Annotated in this window: 22 protein-coding genes; 11 read left to right on the top strand and 11 right to left on the bottom strand. The window is 36.8% G+C overall.

Annotated elements, in window-relative coordinates; genetic code table 11:
• Nucleotides 1-68: 68 nt before the first annotated feature.
• Nucleotides 69-386, top strand: a complete 318-nt coding sequence (locus tag GWI97_RS11715) for an antibiotic biosynthesis monooxygenase family protein (protein ID WP_036936982.1) — start codon at nt 69-71, stop codon at nt 384-386.
• Nucleotides 387-456: 70 nt separating this feature from the next.
• Nucleotides 457-1,170 carry an ArsR/SmtB family transcription factor gene (locus tag GWI97_RS11710; protein ID WP_036936984.1) on the top strand — a complete coding sequence of 238 codons (714 nt, stop codon included), beginning with the start codon at nt 457-459 and terminating at the stop codon, nt 1,168-1,170.
• Between the two features lie 300 nt (nt 1,171-1,470).
• Here GWI97_RS11710 and GWI97_RS11705 read toward each other — a convergent pair whose 3' ends face one another.
• The 6 genes from GWI97_RS11705 to GWI97_RS11680 form a co-directional block, all read right to left on the bottom strand.
• Complete coding sequence (locus tag GWI97_RS11705) at nt 1,471-2,118, bottom strand: glutathione S-transferase family protein (protein WP_036936986.1); 648 nt, start codon at nt 2,116-2,118, stop codon at nt 1,471-1,473.
• A gap of 141 nt (nt 2,119-2,259) precedes the next feature.
• Nucleotides 2,260-2,685, bottom strand: coding sequence for a glutaredoxin-dependent arsenate reductase (arsC, locus tag GWI97_RS11700; protein WP_036936988.1), 426 nt, complete (start codon nt 2,683-2,685; stop codon nt 2,260-2,262).
• Nucleotides 2,686-2,695: 10 nt separating this feature from the next.
• Nucleotides 2,696-3,985 (bottom strand): arsenic transporter, encoded by a 1,290-nt coding sequence (locus tag GWI97_RS11695; protein ID WP_036936989.1) that lies wholly within the window; start codon nt 3,983-3,985, stop codon nt 2,696-2,698.
• A 51-nt stretch (nt 3,986-4,036) separates the two neighbouring features.
• Nucleotides 4,037-5,788 carry an arsenical pump-driving ATPase gene (gene arsA, locus GWI97_RS11690; RefSeq protein ID WP_087802459.1) on the bottom strand — a complete coding sequence of 584 codons (1,752 nt, stop codon included), beginning with the start codon at nt 5,786-5,788 and terminating at the stop codon, nt 4,037-4,039.
• Nucleotides 5,789-5,800: 12 nt separating this feature from the next.
• Nucleotides 5,801-6,172 (bottom strand): arsenite efflux transporter metallochaperone ArsD, encoded by a 372-nt coding sequence (arsD, locus tag GWI97_RS11685; RefSeq protein WP_087802462.1) that lies wholly within the window; start codon nt 6,170-6,172, stop codon nt 5,801-5,803.
• Nucleotides 6,173-6,219: 47 nt separating this feature from the next.
• The gene (locus tag GWI97_RS11680) at nt 6,220-6,555 is read right to left on the bottom strand and encodes a metalloregulator ArsR/SmtB family transcription factor (RefSeq protein WP_087802464.1); all 336 of its coding nucleotides are present in this window, start codon (nt 6,553-6,555) and stop codon (nt 6,220-6,222) included.
• 262 nt (nt 6,556-6,817) lie between these two features.
• On the opposite strand from GWI97_RS11680, the gene dhaT reads away from it, so the two are divergent.
• Both dhaT and GWI97_RS11670 read left to right on the top strand, forming a co-directional pair.
• Nucleotides 6,818-7,981, top strand: a complete 1,164-nt coding sequence (gene dhaT, locus GWI97_RS11675; protein ID WP_036936996.1) for a 1,3-propanediol dehydrogenase — start codon at nt 6,818-6,820, stop codon at nt 7,979-7,981.
• Nucleotides 7,956-8,147, top strand: coding sequence for a hypothetical protein (locus GWI97_RS11670; RefSeq protein WP_036936999.1), 192 nt, complete (start codon nt 7,956-7,958; stop codon nt 8,145-8,147). The genes dhaT and GWI97_RS11670 overlap by 26 nt, the downstream gene beginning before the upstream one ends.
• Nucleotides 8,148-8,249: 102 nt before the next feature.
• Here GWI97_RS11670 and tehA read toward each other — a convergent pair whose 3' ends face one another.
• The gene (gene tehA / locus GWI97_RS11665; protein WP_036937002.1) at nt 8,250-9,236 is read right to left on the bottom strand and encodes a dicarboxylate transporter/tellurite-resistance protein TehA; all 987 of its coding nucleotides are present in this window, start codon (nt 9,234-9,236) and stop codon (nt 8,250-8,252) included.
• 228 nt (nt 9,237-9,464) lie between these two features.
• On the opposite strand from tehA, the gene osmB reads away from it, so the two are divergent.
• From osmB to GWI97_RS11645, 4 genes are all read left to right on the top strand, one after another.
• On the top strand, nt 9,465-9,686 hold the full coding sequence (gene osmB / locus GWI97_RS11660) for an osmotically-inducible lipoprotein OsmB (RefSeq protein ID WP_006536908.1): 222 nt from the start codon (nt 9,465-9,467) through the stop codon (nt 9,684-9,686).
• Between the two features lie 384 nt (nt 9,687-10,070).
• Nucleotides 10,071-10,820, top strand: a complete 750-nt coding sequence (gene ydfG, locus GWI97_RS11655) for a bifunctional NADP-dependent 3-hydroxy acid dehydrogenase/3-hydroxypropionate dehydrogenase YdfG (RefSeq protein ID WP_103004748.1) — start codon at nt 10,071-10,073, stop codon at nt 10,818-10,820.
• 100 nt (nt 10,821-10,920) lie between these two features.
• Nucleotides 10,921-11,277: a DUF1283 family protein gene (locus GWI97_RS11650; protein ID WP_036937006.1), complete on the top strand. Its 357-nt coding sequence runs from the start codon at nt 10,921-10,923 to the stop codon at nt 11,275-11,277.
• A gap of 51 nt (nt 11,278-11,328) precedes the next feature.
• Complete coding sequence (locus GWI97_RS11645; RefSeq protein WP_036937009.1) at nt 11,329-11,565, top strand: DUF1161 domain-containing protein; 237 nt, start codon at nt 11,329-11,331, stop codon at nt 11,563-11,565.
• Nucleotides 11,566-11,854: 289 nt separating this feature from the next.
• On the opposite strand, the gene bioD is transcribed toward GWI97_RS11645, so the two are convergent.
• From bioD to GWI97_RS11630, 3 genes are all read right to left on the bottom strand, one after another.
• Nucleotides 11,855-12,526, bottom strand: a complete 672-nt coding sequence (bioD, locus tag GWI97_RS11640) for a dethiobiotin synthase (RefSeq protein ID WP_036937012.1) — start codon at nt 12,524-12,526, stop codon at nt 11,855-11,857.
• Between the two features lie 196 nt (nt 12,527-12,722).
• On the bottom strand, nt 12,723-13,934 hold the full coding sequence (gene mlc, locus GWI97_RS11635) for a sugar metabolism global transcriptional regulator Mlc (RefSeq protein ID WP_036937015.1): 1,212 nt from the start codon (nt 13,932-13,934) through the stop codon (nt 12,723-12,725).
• Between the two features lie 128 nt (nt 13,935-14,062).
• A complete protein-coding gene (locus GWI97_RS11630) occupies nt 14,063-14,977 on the bottom strand; it encodes a LysR family transcriptional regulator (RefSeq protein WP_087802471.1) in 915 nt (304 codons plus the stop codon).
• A gap of 124 nt (nt 14,978-15,101) precedes the next feature.
• On the opposite strand from GWI97_RS11630, the gene GWI97_RS11625 reads away from it, so the two are divergent.
• The 3 genes from GWI97_RS11625 (at nt 15,102) to tus (ending at nt 17,777) form a co-directional block, all read left to right on the top strand.
• Nucleotides 15,102-16,385, top strand: coding sequence for an MFS transporter (locus GWI97_RS11625; protein ID WP_036937017.1), 1,284 nt, complete (start codon nt 15,102-15,104; stop codon nt 16,383-16,385).
• A 111-nt stretch (nt 16,386-16,496) separates the two neighbouring features.
• Nucleotides 16,497-16,667: a hypothetical protein gene (locus tag GWI97_RS18225; protein WP_158482381.1), complete on the top strand. Its 171-nt coding sequence runs from the start codon at nt 16,497-16,499 to the stop codon at nt 16,665-16,667.
• Between the two features lie 177 nt (nt 16,668-16,844).
• A complete protein-coding gene (tus, locus tag GWI97_RS11620) occupies nt 16,845-17,777 on the top strand; it encodes a DNA replication terminus site-binding protein (protein WP_036937019.1) in 933 nt (310 codons plus the stop codon).
• On the opposite strand, the gene GWI97_RS11615 is transcribed toward tus, so the two are convergent.
• Nucleotides 17,770-18,126: a hypothetical protein gene (locus GWI97_RS11615; protein ID WP_036937023.1), complete on the bottom strand. Its 357-nt coding sequence runs from the start codon at nt 18,124-18,126 to the stop codon at nt 17,770-17,772. The two genes, tus and GWI97_RS11615, sit on opposite strands and share 8 nt — an antisense overlap.
• Nucleotides 18,127-18,162 lie beyond the last annotated feature (36 nt).

Genomic DNA, 18,162 nt, shown 5'->3' with positions numbered 1-18,162 from the left:
CAACAGTTATCGAAATGTGGTTCTTTTTTTTGAATATACTTATTCTCACTAAATAAAGGAGAGCACAAATGATTGCCGTAATATTTGAAGTGAAAATTAAACCCGGAAAACAGGCACGTTATTTATCTTTAGCTGCTGATTTAAAAGCATTACTAATGGATGTTGAAGGATTCATTTCGATAGAGCGCTTTCAAAGCTTATCGACAGAAGGGAAATTATTATCACTTTCTTGGTGGGAAACTGAAGAGGCCATTTTACAATGGAAGATAAATATTTCACATAAAAGTGCACAAAAAGAGGGTCGTGAGTCTATTTTTGATTTCTACAAAATTAGTATTGTTTCCCTTACTCGAGAATATTCATTTAACACAGAAGCCCGTCATTAAATAGACGCATATCCTTGCTACAATAATGTTATTACTCCAATAATACGCTATCAAAGAGTTGAAATATCAAATGACTAAATCAGAAATAAAATCGGAATATCAGCACTCAGTAGAGTCAGCAATAGCTACCGTAGGGGCTGCAATATCTGATATTTCCAGAGTCAAAATACTCTGCGCATTGATGGATGGAAGGGCGTGGACAGCCACTGAATTGGGTATTGCGGCTGATATTTCTGCTTCTACAACCAGTAGTCATTTATCCAAGTTACTAAGTAGAGGCCTGATTTCTGTAATATCTCAAGGAAAATATCGTTATTTCCGATTAGCTAACGATGAAATTGCAAAAATCATTGAAAATCTTATGTATTTTTCACCTAATCATATTTCACAGGCGAAAATCACAACCCCAAAAAATCTAAGAAAAGCACGAACTTGTTACAATCATTTAGCGGGTGAAATCGCTGTTGATATTTATGATTCGCTTTGTCGGCAAAAATGGATAACAGAAGATGGGCATGCTATTACTGCGCTAGGTGTTGAACAATTTAAAAATATAGGTATTGAGTTACATACAAAACATGCACGCAATATTTGCTGTCCATGTTTAGATTGGAGTGAACGCCGTTTTCATTTAGGAGGACAAATTGGTGCCACTTTTCTTAATTATGCAGAAGCGCAGGCATGGTTAATACGACATCAAGGATATAGAGAAGTCACGATCAGCAAGAAAGGTTATAAAGCGTTGACTCAATATTTTAATGTAAAAAGAAAAGAAGAAAAATAGGCGGGGTAAAACCAATTTTCAGAAATAACAAAAACAGGTAGGACATATAATACGTTACCTATTCAATTTAACATAATATACATTATGCGAACTTTGGTATCTAAATACTGATAGACACTGAAATCTCTGTTTTAGGCTGATCGATTATGTTGATTCATTCTTAACTTAAGGCTTATTCGCCAATGCTTTTTCTTCATTCACAAAGAGTTTTAATAATATCTTTTTAGATATCACAACTTCAGCAAAGTTGATTTGAGTGACTTCATTATAAGACATATCGCTGATATGACATTTTGGCTGTTACTTTGTTGCTGGCCGAAGTTCATCATACGAAATAGCGACATGCTCACGATATGCAGGTCTCTTAAGAATTCGTTTATAATAAGCTTCAATGTGTGGTAGTGATTTTCTCTTTATATCAATATCATAATAACGATATAAAACATGTCCAAATTGGATATCTGCAAGTGAAAAATGTTCACACGCCAAATAATCTCTAATAGCGAGTATCTCTTCAGCAATCATTAAGTTATTTTCAAATTGGTCAATAGCCAATCTAATTGCTTCTGCATCCTGCAATTCATTTGGCGTACGAGCAACACGCCAAAAGATAGGCGCTGTAAATGCCAGAGCGATATTTAACTTTGACCATTCCATCCATCGGTCAACTTCTGTTCTCGCCAGTAGATTATTAGGCCAAAAATGCCCTGTTCCATATTGATTAGCCAGATATCGCAATATTGTCCCTGTTTCCCATAATGGAGGATTACAACCATCTTGTAACACAGGAACAGTACGGTTTGGATTCAAACGATAAAATTCGTCAGTGTCAGTCCCACCATAACGATGCCCAATATCATATCTCTGATAAGGCAATCCTAACTCTCCAATACACCACATGAGAGCTTGTACGTTAGATGATGTTTTACGACCCCAAACCGTTAGCAATTGAGTTTCTCCAGAAGATAATTCGATATATCTACAATAATACAGGTATAAATAAGAACATTTCAACTTTGCTGAAAGGCAGGATCCTTATAATGTACTCTATGCTAAAATAGAGAGGAATATATAACTAAAAAAGTTAATTTATACCAACTTATCACCTTTATCATTAACAACTTGTTGCCCATCTTCTTTTGAAAAAGCCCCTTTTTGCTTTTCGGGTAAAATATCTAATACTATTTCAGAAGGTCGACATAGGCGAGTTCCTAATGGAGTGACAACAATAGGTCTATTGATCAGTATGGGATATTGCAACATATAATCAATAAGCTGTTCATCCGTCACCTTAATATCGCCAAGGCCGAGCTTTTCATAGGGTTCAACATTTTTTCTTAATAATGATTGAACTGTTATCCCCATATCCTTAATGAGTTTCTTTAGGATCTGTTTCGATGGTGGCGTATCGAGATAATAGATAATTGTTGGTTCTGCACCACTATTTCTTATCATTTCAAGTGTGTTTCGCGAAGTGCCACAATGGGGATTGTGATAGATTGTAATATTATTCATATTGTCACCACTAATTCATTAATGTAAGCCTAAGAGCTAATGCAACTAATGTCACTGTTAGCACAGGAATGGTCATAATAATGCCGGTCTTAAAGTAATAGCCCCATGTAATGGTCATATTTTTTTGTGATAGAACATGTAGCCACAATAATGTTGCCAAACTTCCTATTGGGGTAATTTTGGGGCCGAGATCTGCACCAATAACATTGGCATAAATCATCGCTTCTTTAATTAAACCGGTTGCATTACTGCCTTCTATTGATAAGGCACCAACAAGAACGGTTGGCATATTGTTCATAATTGAAGATAAAAATGCGGTGATAAATCCCGTACCTAGTGTCGCTTCCCATATTCCTTTTTCTGCCAACACATTGAGTATTTCTGATAGATAATGAGTCAAACCAGCATTGCGCAAACCATAAACGACTAGGTACATACCCAGAGAGAAAATCACGATTTGCCAAGGTGCTCCTCGTAAAACTTTTTGAGTATTAATCGTTTTTCCTTGTGCCGCGATAAGCCACAATATGACTGCACCTGTTGCTGCAATAGCGCTAATTGGTATACCTAGAGGTTCTAGTATGAAAAAACCAAGTAATAAAAGAAGCAATACCAACCAGCCTGCTTTAAATGTTTTCACATCTTTAATTACTGTCGCAGGCATCGCTAATTTTGATGTGTCATATTGCTGAGGAATATCTTTGCGGAAAAACCAATGCAACATAATTAACGTTGCAATAATAGCCGCTATATCAACAGGGATCATTACAGAAGCATATTCTGTAAATCCGATATCAAAAAAATCAGCTGAGACAATATTGACTAAATTAGAAACAATTAAAGGCAAACTTGCTGTATCTGCAATAAACCCTGCTGCCATAACAAAGGCTAATGTTGTACCTTTACTAAATCCAAGCGCTAACAACATCGCAATGACTATAGGTGTTAAAATCAGTGCTGCACCATCATTGGCAAAAAGTGCTGCAACAGATGCTCCGAGCAGGATGATATAGCTAAATAAAAGCCGTCCTTTACCACCGCCCCATTTTGCAACATGAAGTGCAGCCCATTCAAAGAAACCACTTTCATCAAGAATAAGGCTAATGATGATAACAGCAACAAATGTTGCGGTTGCATTCCAGACGATATTCCAAACCACAGGAATATCTTGGAGATTAATGACACCTAATAATAGTGCGATTAACGCACCCATTGTGGCACTCCAACCAATCCCCAATCCTTTGGGTTGCCAAATAACAAAAGTGATTGTCAAAATAAATATTAATAAGGCGATAAACATAAAAACCTCAATCAGAAAGCAAATTTAAAGCGCCTTCTGCTAGAAATAAAATTAATCCGCGAGTCTGCTTAATGCTGAAACACCCACCGGTTCTTGTTCCTGTAGTGGAACAATGGCCACTCGTTTAGCAAGCGAGTTAACCACTTTTTCAATCTGTGGTATTTCCTGTTCAGCTCTAGAAAGTAATAATGGTGACGTTGTTTTTGTCGTAGATAGACTGTTATTAATCACCCATGCCCACGGATAAATACCTGCTCGTATCAAATCATTTTGCAAGTTTTCGGCTTCAAGAACGGGAGTTGTTTCAGCTAACGTCGTGATAATCACTTTCGTTCGTGTTGGATCCTGCAATTGCATCATAGGGGTAAGAAAATGGCCTTTTTCCCCCATTTTTTTTGCAATTTCTTTATGGTAAGCACCGGTGGCATCTAGTAAGAGCAATGTGTGGCCAGTCGGAGCCGTATCCATAATCACAAATCGATGACTAGCTTCACGGATTATCCGAGAAAAAGCCTGAAAAACAGCTATTTCTTCAGTACATGGAGAGCGAAGATCTTCCTCTAATAATGCTCGCCCTTCAGCATCGAGATCTTTACCTTTTGTTTCGAGGACATGATGACGATAACGTTCTGTTTCCGCTATCGGATCGATTCGACTGACCTGTAAATTCGGTAAACTCCCCTTTAATGTGTTTTCGAGATGAGCTGCGGGATCGGACGTTGTAAGATGAACATCAGCCCCCTGTTCTGCGAGTTTGACTGCTATTGAGGCTGCTATTGTCGTTTTTCCTACGCCGCCTTTTCCCATTAACATGATCAAGCCATGCTTCTGTTCTGCAATTTCTTTAACTAGAGAGGATAATTTCGGCAACATCAAATCTGCATTAGATTTTTTAACCAAGGGTAATTCTGATCCTTGATTAGACAAAAGTTGAGCTAACGCTTCAATTCCCACCATATTTTGTACACGTAACATAAGTGTATCTGTTGGTAACGATTGAAGGATTTCGGGCATATTCTGTATTGCAACTTGCTCTCTAAGATAAAGTGCTTTTGACAATTCATCATCAACAGAAACGGCTGATTCAGGAAAAACACCATTAATCACTAATTGCTGATTTTTAACACCAAGAGAAGATAGTTCAGTATACGTTCGTGCAACTTCACGAAGTGCAGCAGATTGTGGTCGTGCAACAAGTATTAATCGTGTTAGCTGTTTATCACTCAGAGCATCAACTGCCAGACTGTATTGCGCACGCTGTTTTTCTAATCCAGACATAGGCCCAAGGCAAGATGCCCCATCGGGATTATCACGAATAAAATCACGCCAGGCGCCAGGTAGTTGTAATAATCTTATTGTATGACCCGTTGGGGCGGTATCAAAAATAATATGATCGAATTTACCCGTGATTTCTTTATTAGTTAGTAGCCCTGTAAATTCATCAAATGCGGCTATTTCCGTAGTACAGGCGCCTGATAATTGCTCTGTAATACTTTGAATAACGGCGTCAGGTAAACTGCCTTTAATGGGAGCAATAATTTTATTTCGGTACTCTTTGGCCGCAACTTGCGGGTCTATTTCTATGGCTGAAAGATTGGGTACAAGTGAAATTTGCTTAATACTATTGCCAATAGTTTGTGAAAATACTTGCCCAACATTAGAAGCAGGATCTGTGCTGACCAATAAAACTTTTTTTCCTCCCCTTGCTAGCTTAATCGCTGTTGCACATGAAATAGATGTCTTACCTACACCACCTTTTCCCGTAAAAAAAAGATAATTTGGTGCATTTTCTATAAATTTCACAATATTTCTCCTTTAACAACAACCACTATTGTTTCCACAACAACTACTTTTTTTCACATCGGGTTTATTGTCATTTGTATAATTAATACCAAACCATCTTGCTAATTCACTGCGTTTGGGATAGCGACCCGTTAAAACAACTTCATCATTAAGTAAAATAAGCGGTAAGGCTTCTGTACCCGCGGTTTCAAGAAATGCTTTTGCTTTTAAATTATTAACAAATGCCATGGGCTCTTGCCCTAGATTGAAACGTCGAATATTCGCCCCTTGCTTTTTTAACCAATCAACATCAGTAGCAAAATTAACTAATGCTTGATCAACATCGGTGCCACAAACACCTGTGCTACAACATAATGCGGGATCAAAGACTTCTAGTTTTTTCATATCGATACCTCATATCTGATTTTTCATATATGTTAAATTAAAAAATTTTATTCAGAACAGCAGCTCACGGCTCCTTTCTTTTCAATCGTTCGAAGCAAATCTGATACCCGATTTTTCTCTGCCTCATAGGTGATTTCAATCATATTTTTTACCCACGATAGTAATGTAGGAGACAAACGATAATGAACCCATTTTCCGTGTTTAGAATCAAGTAACAGTCCACTTTCTCGCAACATAGCTAGGTGGCGAGACGTTTTAGGTTGAGATAAATTTAAGGCTGTATAAATGTCACAAACACACAACTCGCCGGATGCTTTAAGTAGCAACACAATATCTAGTCTTGTTTGATCACTTAATATCTTAAATAATTGCAACGGTTCCATATTTGCTCCTTTCTTTAATAGGCTCTAACGTACACCTGCAAAATACATCTGTCAAAACATATATGTTTTGGCGGATGTGTTTTTACTTAATCATGCTCTATTAAAGGAGCATATCCTGTTGACTTATATCAAATGAAGCAAAGTTAAATGAATCGTTTCACCTTATTGATGAGCTACCTCTCTTGACTTAATAACCTACGGGGTGAGAATGCACTAATACTTTAATTTTTCTAAATAATGTTCTGATATTGGAAGGTTTATTATGAGCTATCGTATGTTTGATTACTTGGTACCAAATGTTAACTTTTTTGGCCCAGGTGCTATCTCTGTTGTTGGCGAACGTTGCAAATTATTGGGCGGTAAAAAAGCCCTATTAGTAACGGATAAAGGCCTGAGAGCTATCAAAGAAGGTGCCGTAGATAAAACTATTGGTTATTTAAAAGAAGCGGGCATTGATGTTGCCGTATTTGACGGTACTGAACCTAACCCAAAAGACACTAACGTACTTGACGGTCTTGCAATGTTCCGCAAAGAACAATGCGATATGATAATTACCGTCGGGGGCGGTAGCCCACATGACTGCGGTAAAGGTATTGGTATTGCAGCAACGCATGAAGGTGACCTTTATAATTATGCTGGAATTGAAACGCTAACAAATCCACTTCCCCCTATTATTGCCGTGAATACAACCGCAGGTACCGCCAGTGAAGTGACTCGCCATTGTGTTCTGACCAATACAAAAACAAAAGTCAAATTTGTTATCGTTAGCTGGCGTAACCTCCCTGCTGTTTCAATTAACGATCCCCTATTAATGATTGGCAAACCTGCTGGACTGACTGCTGCAACGGGTATGGATGCTTTAACTCATGCAGTTGAAGCTTATATTTCGAAAGATGCTAACCCTGTCACTGATGCTTCAGCGATCCAAGCAATCCGTTTAATTTCTCGCAACTTACGTCAAGCCGTGGCGTTGGGTACAAATCTGAAAGCCCGTGAAAATATGGCTTATGCTTCACTTTTAGCAGGTATGGCATTTAATAACGCTAACCTCGGCTATGTTCATGCCATGGCTCACCAGTTGGGTGGATTATATGATATGCCACATGGTGTGGCTAATGCTGTATTACTCCCACATGTATTACGTTATAACCTAATTGCTAATCCAGAAAAATTTGCAGATATTGCTGAATTTATGGGCGAAAACGTGACAGGATTATCCGTAATGGATGCTGCTGAACGAGCTATTGCGTCTATCGCCCGCCTTTCTTCGGATATTGGCATTCCACAACATTTAAGTGAATTGGGTGTGAAAGAGTCTGATTTCCCATATATGGCGGAAATGGCACTTAAAGACGGTAATGCATTCTCTAACCCACGTAAAGGTAATGAAAAAGAGATTATTGAAATTTTCCGCCAAGCATTCTAATTTTTCTGAAAAATATCCGTCAGCTATGTTTTCTGTTGGCGGTTTTTTTAATGAGGCTTTATTACAAGAAAAAGTATTTTTAACCAGATTAGATAAAGGCCTTTTAGAATTAACATCACCTGATAATACTGTCGCTATTTTAGGCAAAAAGCCTATTAGAATTTAATTCATGATAATCTTAGCTTTCTAACTTATTTTTTATTATTTCCGGCATTAAACAAAAAGAGCCTAATTTTTCACTTAGGCTCTCCTCTTTTTTATGTGGTACTCATACCACTTTAGAAGGACTGTATAACTGTTTCAATCCTTTAAAAAACCATAATAATGAATGCCAAATAAGTAATAAAATAACAGCATTAGCAAAAATAAATAGCGCCGTTGATAATAACTGCATAAAGTCACTAGTAGATGTCATACTCATATTTAATGAGGCTTTTGCTAATGCAGAAACACCAAAAGAGAAACTCCAAAATGGCAATGAAAACGGTTGTTTCACAAACCAAGGAATTAGTCTCAGCATAAATAAAAGTTGTAATAACCCATAACCTAATAACATTTTTGCGAAGAAGTCGATATGATTATCATTAATTGCTAAGTAAGCGCTACAAGCCACTAAAGCGGGCGCGAGTTGAATGCCAAATGAAAGACGTGATTTCTCATCCATTAATCCATCACTGCGTATTCTTTTTAAAATAGTAGGCTCTAAACTTAGCCATGAAAAAACGCCAGCCCCAAAAAATAAAATACCCAAATCATTAAAACCAAATGCACCACATGCCATGGCGCAAATGAAGTTATTGGCAACCGTTGGTAAATATAAAACAGGTGTGGTGGCTATTTTAGGGTATTCCCCTTTCCACTGAGAACCAATTAACCAACTGGAGTAAGCTAATTGAGCTACAGCTCCAAGACTAAACAGTATGAGTGAAAAGAAAGGTAAATAAGGATTTAGTCCTATCGAAACTAAAACGGTCGTTGCTGGAAATAAGCTAGTAAACCCACTTGCAACGGGATGTTTAATTTCATCGAGAATACTTTGTCGATGAAATAGCCCTTTGCTTAGTAAAAATAGCGTAAGTGTTAGCCAAACCAAACACCCCACACCGATAAATATTTCACCAATATAAGCCGGATACTGATGCTCTTTAGCAGCATAGCGCCATGCCATTCCCGTACCTATCATTCCTAATACTACACCAAAATAGCCTGATGTGAATTGTGATGAGATTTTTTTTAGTTTATTTATCAATATCATACTTTTATTTTAACTCATGTAAATGACATAATGCATTGATGTTTTGTTCTGAGCATCAACGAATACTAGAAATAATAGATTTTATTTTTATAAAATGCATTTAAAATAAATGTTACCAGTAATGACTCACTTTAAGAGTTTTCCCCCTCCTGTTCCCGAATATTCTGATGCTGGTATAAATACGATAACGATATCTTTATATTGTCCTTTATTTTGGAGTTTATAAAAATGAATATCACGTTAAAAAAGATTGGAACACTGTGTGTCGCTTCTGTTCTGCTTTTTTCACTTGCGGGTTGTTCTAGCATGACAAAACGCGACCGTAATACAGCGATTGGAGCCGGTGCTGGTGCCATCGGTGGTGCTATTTTGACTGACGGTAGTGCATTAGGCACTATTGGCGGTGGTGTCTTAGGTGGCGTTATTGGCCATCAAGTAGGTAAAAAATAGCTGAGCTTGTCTTATTGCACTAGACTGAGCTTATATTCTATTGGCTCAGTCTAGTTACGTGCTATGCTAAAATATTCTGCATTTAATTAGTTGTTGAATGGTAAAATCACTTATCTTTCCACTTAAAAAATCTCTGATCCTCAATGAGATTAACCTTCCTTTTTTTGTCCATCACTTCTATTTTTATTTAAAAACAATTCAATAGTCGGATTTTATTCTGTGAGCTAAAAGCAAAAATACCGATTATTATCAAAGATAAAAATCTTTCGCATCAGAAAAGAACCTTGTTTTTAGACTGATTTATCACAAACCTTACTTTTAAACTTGACTCTTTTTAGTGATAGCCTTTTACTTTCAATTATTATAACTATCGAGGGTAATTAAATGATTATATTTATTACGGGAGCTTCTGCTGGTTTTGGTGAAGCTATAGCTCGTCATTTTATCAGCCATGGACACAGTGTTATTGGTACTGCTCGCCGTTTGGAAAAACTGATTAATTTACATAAAGAGCTGGGAGATCAATTTTACCCCCTACAATTAGATGTTACCGATAAAAAAGCCGTGAGTGAGATTTATACTCAATTACCTGAAAAATGGCGCACCATTGATGTATTAGTAAATAACGCAGGTTTAGCATTAGGACTAAATACCGCCGATAAAGCGAGTCTTGATGACTGGGATACGATGATTGAGACAAATAATAAAGGTCTTGTTCATGTGACTCGCGCCATTCTTCCTTTTATGGTAGAAAGAAATAAAGGTCATATCATTAATATTAGTTCAACCGCCGCATCTTGGCCTTATTTGGGTGGCAATGTTTATGGTGCAACTAAAGCCTTTGTTAAACAATTTAGCTTAGGGTTACGCGCTGATCTTCAAGGTAAAAAGGTACGTGTCACCGATATTGAACCAGGCCTTGTTGGTGGTACAGAATTTTCATTAGTTCGTTTTAAAGGTGATAGTGATAAAGTTGAACAAACATATGCAAACGCAAATGCATTAACTCCAGAAGATGTTGCAGAGGCAGTATATTGGACAGCAACATTACCAGCTCATGTCAATATTAATACCTTAGAAATGATGCCCGTTAGCCAATCATTTGCCGGGTTAAGTGTTCATCGGCAAAATTAAATGCACTGAAAACTCATTTTTTATTAAGGCATCAGCTATAATTATTAAGATATAATAGCCATTGACTGTAATAGCGACATAACATTAGAGGATAGCAACTATGATCAATACTCTAACTAAGAAACCAATGGCAAGAACGATATTGTTCTCCTTATTTCTTAGTTTATCTGTGTCTTCTTTTTCTTCTATTGCCGCCTCTACCAATGTAACCATTAATGGTAATGGCTATGACAATGTCTTAGATAAAGAACAAGCTCGACAACTGAAAGAAGACTGGGATCAAAAGCGTGAGCTTCGTACCCAAGTCAATCAGCGAGAAAAAATTGAATTTAATAAAGTAGATAAAGCCATTGATGAGCGAGATGCTTGTCTGAAAAGTGCAAATGTCTACGCTTATTGGGAGCCAGAAACACGTCGCTGTTTAGACAGTAATACTGGGCGCCCTGTTAATCCGTAAGAAAATCGTGAAACAGTGATGTTTTACTTTGTAAAACAAGGAGAGAGTAATATGAAAAAATATATCTTTGCAGTAATGGCAACCCTTATGGCATTTGCCCCGTTAGCAGCAAATGCAGGTTGTGATGAAGTTGTTGAGTCTATTCAACAAAAAATTGTCAATAATGGTGTCCCCGCAGCTAACTTTACTTTGACTGTCGTTGAAAACGACCAAGTTGCACAAACAGAAGGTAAAGTGGTAGGCACTTGCGAGAATGACAGTAAAAAGATCATCTATACTCGTCATTAATGTTTTATTGATAAAAATGTGTAATTAAAAAAGGGCGCATTATTAGCGCCCTTTTCCTTTTTTACTTAAAAAATTGAGTATCTAACTGATTTAAACTACTTTACTTAATTTTTTTCCGTTTTTTCTTTAATCTTACATGTTCTTTTTATCATTATTCCGATTTTAAGCAAGATTTAGAAAAAACAAAAATACCCAATGAATTTACTCATCAGGCATTTAAAAGTAACAAGTTTGGTTCCGTTAAAAAACGGGGAACTCAATCCACTTCGTTACTTATTTATATTCTCTCTTAAGCAGGTACCGCGATATCCAACTGGCTTAAATCAAGGTAACAAGAGAGATCACGTTCTTCAGGACGTAATAAATACGGGATTTCACCAATCAGCGGCGCAGGAATATGCTGAGACAGCCTTTCCACAATTTTCGCGTAATAAGGTAATCCTGGATTTATTCTGTTAGCAACCCAACCGACTAATTTCAAACCATCGTTGATAATAGATTGTGCTGTTAATATTGAGTGATTAACACAGCCTGGTTGAATACCGACAACCAAAACAACTGGAATTTGTTCTTTTACCACCCAATCAGAATAAAAAGTATTATCATCAAGCAGATAACGCCAACCGCCATTACCTTCGATAACAACACACTCTGCTTTTTTACTTAAATTATCGAGCTCATTTGAAATCTTATTAAAATCAATTTCATTTTCGCTAACATAGCAATTATCAAGCAAAATAGGATTAATTTCGTCGTAGCGAACTTCAACTGGCGATGAATTATGAATAATCATCGCATCATGATTACGTTCACCATCAGCCGTTTCATGTAATTCTGTTGCAATAGGCTTAAAACCCACTGCCGTTGACCCGCCACGATTTAATGACTGAAGAAGTGCTCGGGTCACAACAGTTTTACCCACGTTGGTATCTGTCCCCGTAACAAAAAAGCGTGTTAACATATAATTTACTTCCGTTATGACAGATAAATCAGGTTCATAAAAAATGACAGAGATTAGAGTTTAGGGTAACACTGTTTCTGGTGGCTTGAGGTAGCTCAATTTTTTAGTTAATTGGTCTAAAATAGAGAATTCGTTAATGATCAATTGAGGTATTTACGCTTGCAAAACACTTCCGTTACGATTTTTTTCACTTAATTTAGCCTTGCATCAACTCAATTAACAAAGAACCGTTGTACAGAGCCTCTTTAACCAATGAGGCAGCAGGCAATGTTCCTTTATTTCTTAACTCTGTTTCTTCAATAATTAACGATTGTGTATAACGAGGCATGGCATGATGTTGAACATGGTTCAAGATCAAAGGAAAAAGAATAGACTTTGCTCGACAAAGAGGTGAACCAATTAATATTTTTTGCGGATTAAAGATATTAATCATCACGGCAAGAATAAACCCCAATCGCTGAGCGACTAAACTCACTATCTTAAGAGCTTGTTTATCTCCAACTAATATTGCATCACACAATGTCTCAATGGTAATAGGATATTTGTTTAACAATGAGGAAGGATCCTCTTGAGCTAATAGCTGGGCTTTTTTAATTAATTGAGGAATTGCAATTTCTGTCTCTAAACACCCTTTCGCACCGCAATAACAGTTATTGTCAGAGTCAGTAACTTTAGTATGCCCAATTTCAACCGCACTGTGGCTATGAGAATGTAATGTTCGTCCATTACTAATGATACCGGCACCCACGATGTCATCAATGACGATTTGCAGAACATCTGAATTATTTTTTGCGGCACCATATAAAGACTCGGCCATTGTCCATGCGGTCACACTATGCTGTAAGAAAACGGAAACTCCCGTTTTTTCATGAATTTTATCAGCAAGGGGAATATCTTTAACATCATAATAAGGGGAGCTATGAATAACACCACTAATGGGATCAACAATCGCATTCATTGTGATACTAATTGCCGTCAATCTCTCAACATGAGATTGATAACGTTCGAAAAATTTATCAATAGCAAGTAAAAAGTGATTAAGGAAGTCATTACTATTTTCTTTAGGAAAATCAAACGTATCTTCAGTAACAAGTTTACTGTCTAATTCTCTTAAACTAAAAAGTAAATTACCTTTATTGACGCGGATACAGAGAAATTGCCACCCTTGGCTTTCGAGTTTTAACCCTACAGCAGGTCTCCCACGAAATCCCACATCTGGAAACTCAGTTTCGTGAATAAGATGAGTTTCAACTAATTCTCGCGTAATTTTGGTAATACTCGCGGGAGCCAGCTCTGCTTTTTTTGACAGTGAAATACGAGAAATAGGACCATGTTCATCAATCAAACGAAAGACTGTGCCAAGATTAAACTGTTTTACGTGATCGATGTGGCTAGGTTGATTCCCCATTGAATGTCATCCTTAATAAGGAGCCATCATTAATTCGAGGCTCTAAATAATTCATTACCGATTATGTCGTTAATTTGTGATAATTGTACAATACTTACATAAAAAGCGTGATCAAAAACACAGATAAATCAAGATTTTTGGTGTTCTAAGATATTTTTTAATAACAATTGCGTTAATCGATTAGCCGCTGCGGGTATTGTGCGTTTTTTATGAGAAACCAACCAAACTTCAGAAAAAGCCTGTGAATTAGCAAAATGCAGGTAATGCACGCCATCGACTTTCATTCGAGTGAAAGATTTAGTCACAATCGATATACCTAACCCTGCGGCAACTAACCCTAAAATCGTCATGGCTTCGCCCGCTTCTTGTGCAATAGTAGGGGTAATTCCTGATAAACTCAGTAGCTGAATAATCTCATCATAAAGCGCTGTGCCTACATCTCTTTCAAAGAAAACAAAAGGATATTGTCCAATATCTTGAATATTAACCCCCGTTTCTTTGTAAGCAAGTAAGGGATGTCCCTCATACACAGCTAAAATAAAAGGCTCTCGAAACAACAGCTGGTGGTGTAAATTTTCGGGTAATGTGGTATTTCGCATAATACCGAGATCAATACGCCCTGTAAGCAATGGTGAAATTTGTTGCTTTGTATTCATTTGATGCATATGAATGCCGACTTCAGGATAATTTTCTCTAAATTGCCGTAAACTCAAGGTTACCAAATGCATAAAAGGAGTTGTTGATGTAAAACCTATCGATATTTCACCTAACTCGCCTTTTTCCATTCTAGCTGCACGTGTTGCAGCTGCGTTGACCTGCGCCATAATTTGATAAGACTCTTTTAAAAACATTTGCCCTGCAGGGGTTAGTGCAACAGAACGGTTAGTTCGTTCTAAAAGCCTGGCTCCTATTTCGCTTTCAAGTGCTTGTATTTGTTGGCTCAAAGGGGGTTGAGAAATATTCAATCTTTCCGCTGCTTTACCAAAATGAAGTTCTTCAGCCACAGCAATAAAATAACGTAAATGCCTCAATTCAATGTTCATATTTACCTACATGACTATTGATACTTTAAAAGTCTTATTTCAAATAATTAATATATTAGACAAAAAAATCAAATATTTCTAACATTGACATAAATCAAATTTAAGTAATGGAAGTTTAATCAATATGGATAATCACGAAATAGACAGTAAAAGTATGAGCTTAGGCACTGATATTTCAGACAATACATCGTGTATAAAAAAGCCTGCTCATCGGCAATCTCCTCCTAAACACTATATTCAGCGAGATGATGCTCTGTATATAAAAGTGACGGTGTCATTTTTCATGGTTGGATTAGCGACTTTTGCCTTACTCTATTTTGTACAACCCATATTGCCAGTGTTATCCGACGAGTTTTCAGTGAGTCCTGCAACCAGTAGCCTAGCGCTTTCCCTTTCTACGGCTTTAATGGCGTGTGGATTATTAATCACAGGCCCACTTTCCGATGCATTTGGTCGTAAAAATGTCATGGTTATCGCATTATTTTGTGCTGCCTTTTTCACATTATTAAGCGCGATGATGAATAGCTGGACAGGTATTTTAATTACTCGCGCCTTAGTGGGACTTTCATTAAGTGGTGTTGCAGCTGTGGCAATGACCTATTTAAGTGAAGAGATCCACCCTGCTTATTTAGCATTATCGATGGGGTTATATATTAGTGGCAACTCTATTGGGGGTATGAGTGGGCGTGTTATTACTGGGGTATTAAGTGATTATTACTCTTGGCGTTTATCTGTGGTTATTCTTGGTATTTTTGCACTGTTTGCTGCTGTGACTTTCTGGAAAATATTACCTGCGTCTCAGCACTTTAGACCGACTGCATTAAAACCGCGAAATCTTCTTATTACCACAAAGCTACATTTTAGAGATAAAGGATTACCTCTGTTATTTATTGAAGGTGGTTTATTAATGGGAGGATTTGTCACTTTATTTAACTATATTGGGTATCGCTTATTAGATGCGCCTTATTCATTAAGTCAGACAACCGTGGGGTTGATTTCTATCGTGTATTTAAGTGGTACTTATAGTGCATCAAAAGCGGGATTATTAACCACTAAATATGGCTTAGGAAAAGTGTTTATTGCAGGTATCTCTATGATGTTAATTGGCATATTGATTACCTTAATTGAATCATTACCAATTATCTTTGTTGGTATGCTTATCTTAACAACAGGTTTTTTTGCAGCTCATGCCGTAGCAAGTAGCTGGGTTGGTCGTCGCGCTAAACGAGGACGAGCTCAAGCCTCTTCACTTTATCTTTTTACTTATTATGCTGGTTCAAGTCTTGCAGGTACACTCGGTGGCCTATTTTGGGTAAGCTTTGGTTGGTTGGGCGTTGGGATGTTTATTGCTGTTTTAATGTTAATTGCCTTACTCATAGCGTTGCACTTAAACAACGTTGCTCAATAATAAAATACGATCATGACAAAGTGCGAAATTGGATTAACACTATTTAATGTTGTCGATTTTGCACTCTCTTCTTAAGGTATAGGCCTATACTTTAGATAAGGATTAGCCATTATGCCACCAATAAAATATCCTATTGCCCTGCTATTTCTCTTTCTTACCTCCATTGCAAGTGCATTCACAGAAAACTGCCCTCCGATAAAACCAGACTGCGATGCGTTTCAAGAGCCAATAACGAGGGTGAGTGAAAAACAGGCTCATATTGCATTAAAAACCATCAATTAAATGAGCTTTAAGAAAAAGATCATAAAAAAATGCCCTTTTTACGGTATGCTGTATAAATAAACAGTATACTGTGTTTTTGGCATTTTCTCCCTGTCAAGCAATGTACTTTTCACTGAAGTTAATGTATTGTTTTAAATAGTGGCTTATTGCATGTTGTAACTAAATAAGGATGTGAAGATGAGTAAGTATGATTTTATAGAACAATTTAATCTCTGTTTTAAACAATTAGAAACAGAGATTAATGCACTAATTGAAAAGCTGAAAAAACTAACATTATTACCTTCAGCTGTTTTTGAATTACCCGATATCACGAAAGAAGAAGAACATGATGACGTTACACGAGTGACAGTGTCACCTAGTTATAATGAAGACGCACGTGAATTGACATTAAAACTAATGGCCAATTTGTTTATTTATGACAATGCACCGCATATCAGCAGTAAACGTGCTATTCGTTTACCTGGCGTACTTTGCTTTGGTACTAATAACATTGAATTTAAGTCAGTAAAAGGCGATATCGAGCGCATTAATTCATTAAAAAAACAGCTTTCAGATATCGTGACTAAAGAGTCTGGGATTTCTAAAGAAGAACGTTTTGATTTTGTACATAATCAGTTAAAAGGTTTAATCACACTAAATGCTTATCGCACCCTCACCCTAGTGGCTGATCCTGATACTGTACGTTTTGGTTGGGCAAATAAAAATATTATTAAAAATTTAACGCGCAATGAGGTTCTATCTCAATTGGAAAAAAGTCGAGAAGCCAATCGTGCTGTATCGCCGTATACCCGTGAACAGTGGGCAGAGCGTATTGATAAAGAGATAACCACCCTTTCCCAATTACCTGAAAATGCAAAATTAAAAATAAAACGCCCCGTAAAAGTACAACCTATTGCTCGTGTTTGGTATTCGGAGCTTCAAAAACAAGTGCAATATGCGTGTCCCTTGCCTTTATTAGCTTTCTACATTGATAAAGAGAGCGATTTTAAACCGATTATTGGCGAACTCCCTGATTATGATGCCGATAACATTCAAATTCGCCATCGCCCTAAAGCTAAGAAGTTACAACTGATTATTCCAAGAATGCATTTATATCTTGAAGTTAATTAATAAGCTTAATCGAACTTCCTTGAAGGATTTGTATAATGTTATCATTAAGATGAATAAATTGGTTATCTTCAATTTTCAAATTAATGGAGATCACTACATTATTTTTTAATACAAAAATCATTTTTTCTCGCGTTAACGTAATACGCTCAAGGCTATTAATAGCTTCAATATCAGATAAATGTGTCATTAAACCGATAGAATTATCAATACCTTCATCTTCATCATCAAATCTTGAAAGAATAATGAAATGATCAGGAGAAACAGCATCATCCCCTATTCCTATAATGGTGACATCATCTTCGACATAACAATTAATTTCTGTCGCAGTAAACGTAATTTCTTCAGTCATTATTTTTCCTATCAGATCTAAAAATCCCGCCATTAT

Source organism: Proteus sp. G2300 (assembly GCF_009915965.1).
Classification (GTDB): domain Bacteria; phylum Pseudomonadota; class Gammaproteobacteria; order Enterobacterales; family Enterobacteriaceae; genus Proteus; species Proteus vulgaris.
Note: the sequence above shows the minus strand (reverse complement) of the source record. Positions and strands in the feature narration are given on the sequence as shown.

Bases quoted from the DNA above. Each gene is read 5' to 3' on its own strand.
- GWI97_RS11695 (WP_036936989.1), bottom strand. From the start codon at position 3,985: ATGTTTATCGCCTTATTAATATTTATTTTGACAATCACTTTTGTTATT.
- GWI97_RS11615 (WP_036937023.1), bottom strand. From the start codon at position 18,126: ATGACTGAAGAAATTACGTTTACTGCGACAGAAATTAATTGTTATGTC.
- osmB (WP_006536908.1), top strand. From the start codon at position 9,465: ATGAATATCACGTTAAAAAAGATTGGAACACTGTGTGTCGCTTCTGTT.
- GWI97_RS11625 (WP_036937017.1), top strand. From the start codon at position 15,102: ATGGATAATCACGAAATAGACAGTAAAAGTATGAGCTTAGGCACTGAT.
- GWI97_RS18225 (WP_158482381.1), top strand. From the start codon at position 16,497: ATGCCACCAATAAAATATCCTATTGCCCTGCTATTTCTCTTTCTTACC.
- GWI97_RS11630 (WP_087802471.1), bottom strand. From the start codon at position 14,977: ATGAACATTGAATTGAGGCATTTACGTTATTTTATTGCTGTGGCTGAA.
- GWI97_RS11680 (WP_087802464.1), bottom strand. From the start codon at position 6,555: ATGGAACCGTTGCAATTATTTAAGATATTAAGTGATCAAACAAGACTA.
- ydfG (WP_103004748.1), top strand. From the start codon at position 10,071: ATGATTATATTTATTACGGGAGCTTCTGCTGGTTTTGGTGAAGCTATA.
- arsC (WP_036936988.1), bottom strand. From the start codon at position 2,685: ATGAATAATATTACAATCTATCACAATCCCCATTGTGGCACTTCGCGA.
- mlc (WP_036937015.1), bottom strand. From the start codon at position 13,934: ATGGGGAATCAACCTAGCCACATCGATCACGTAAAACAGTTTAATCTT.
- GWI97_RS11710 (WP_036936984.1), top strand. From the start codon at position 457: ATGACTAAATCAGAAATAAAATCGGAATATCAGCACTCAGTAGAGTCA.
- tus (WP_036937019.1), top strand. From the start codon at position 16,845: ATGAGTAAGTATGATTTTATAGAACAATTTAATCTCTGTTTTAAACAA.
- GWI97_RS11715 (WP_036936982.1), top strand. From the start codon at position 69: ATGATTGCCGTAATATTTGAAGTGAAAATTAAACCCGGAAAACAGGCA.
- arsD (WP_087802462.1), bottom strand. From the start codon at position 6,172: ATGAAAAAACTAGAAGTCTTTGATCCCGCATTATGTTGTAGCACAGGT.
- dhaT (WP_036936996.1), top strand. From the start codon at position 6,818: ATGAGCTATCGTATGTTTGATTACTTGGTACCAAATGTTAACTTTTTT.
- tehA (WP_036937002.1), bottom strand. From the start codon at position 9,236: ATGATATTGATAAATAAACTAAAAAAAATCTCATCACAATTCACATCA.
- bioD (WP_036937012.1), bottom strand. From the start codon at position 12,526: ATGTTAACACGCTTTTTTGTTACGGGGACAGATACCAACGTGGGTAAA.
- GWI97_RS11645 (WP_036937009.1), top strand. From the start codon at position 11,329: ATGAAAAAATATATCTTTGCAGTAATGGCAACCCTTATGGCATTTGCC.
- GWI97_RS11650 (WP_036937006.1), top strand. From the start codon at position 10,921: ATGATCAATACTCTAACTAAGAAACCAATGGCAAGAACGATATTGTTC.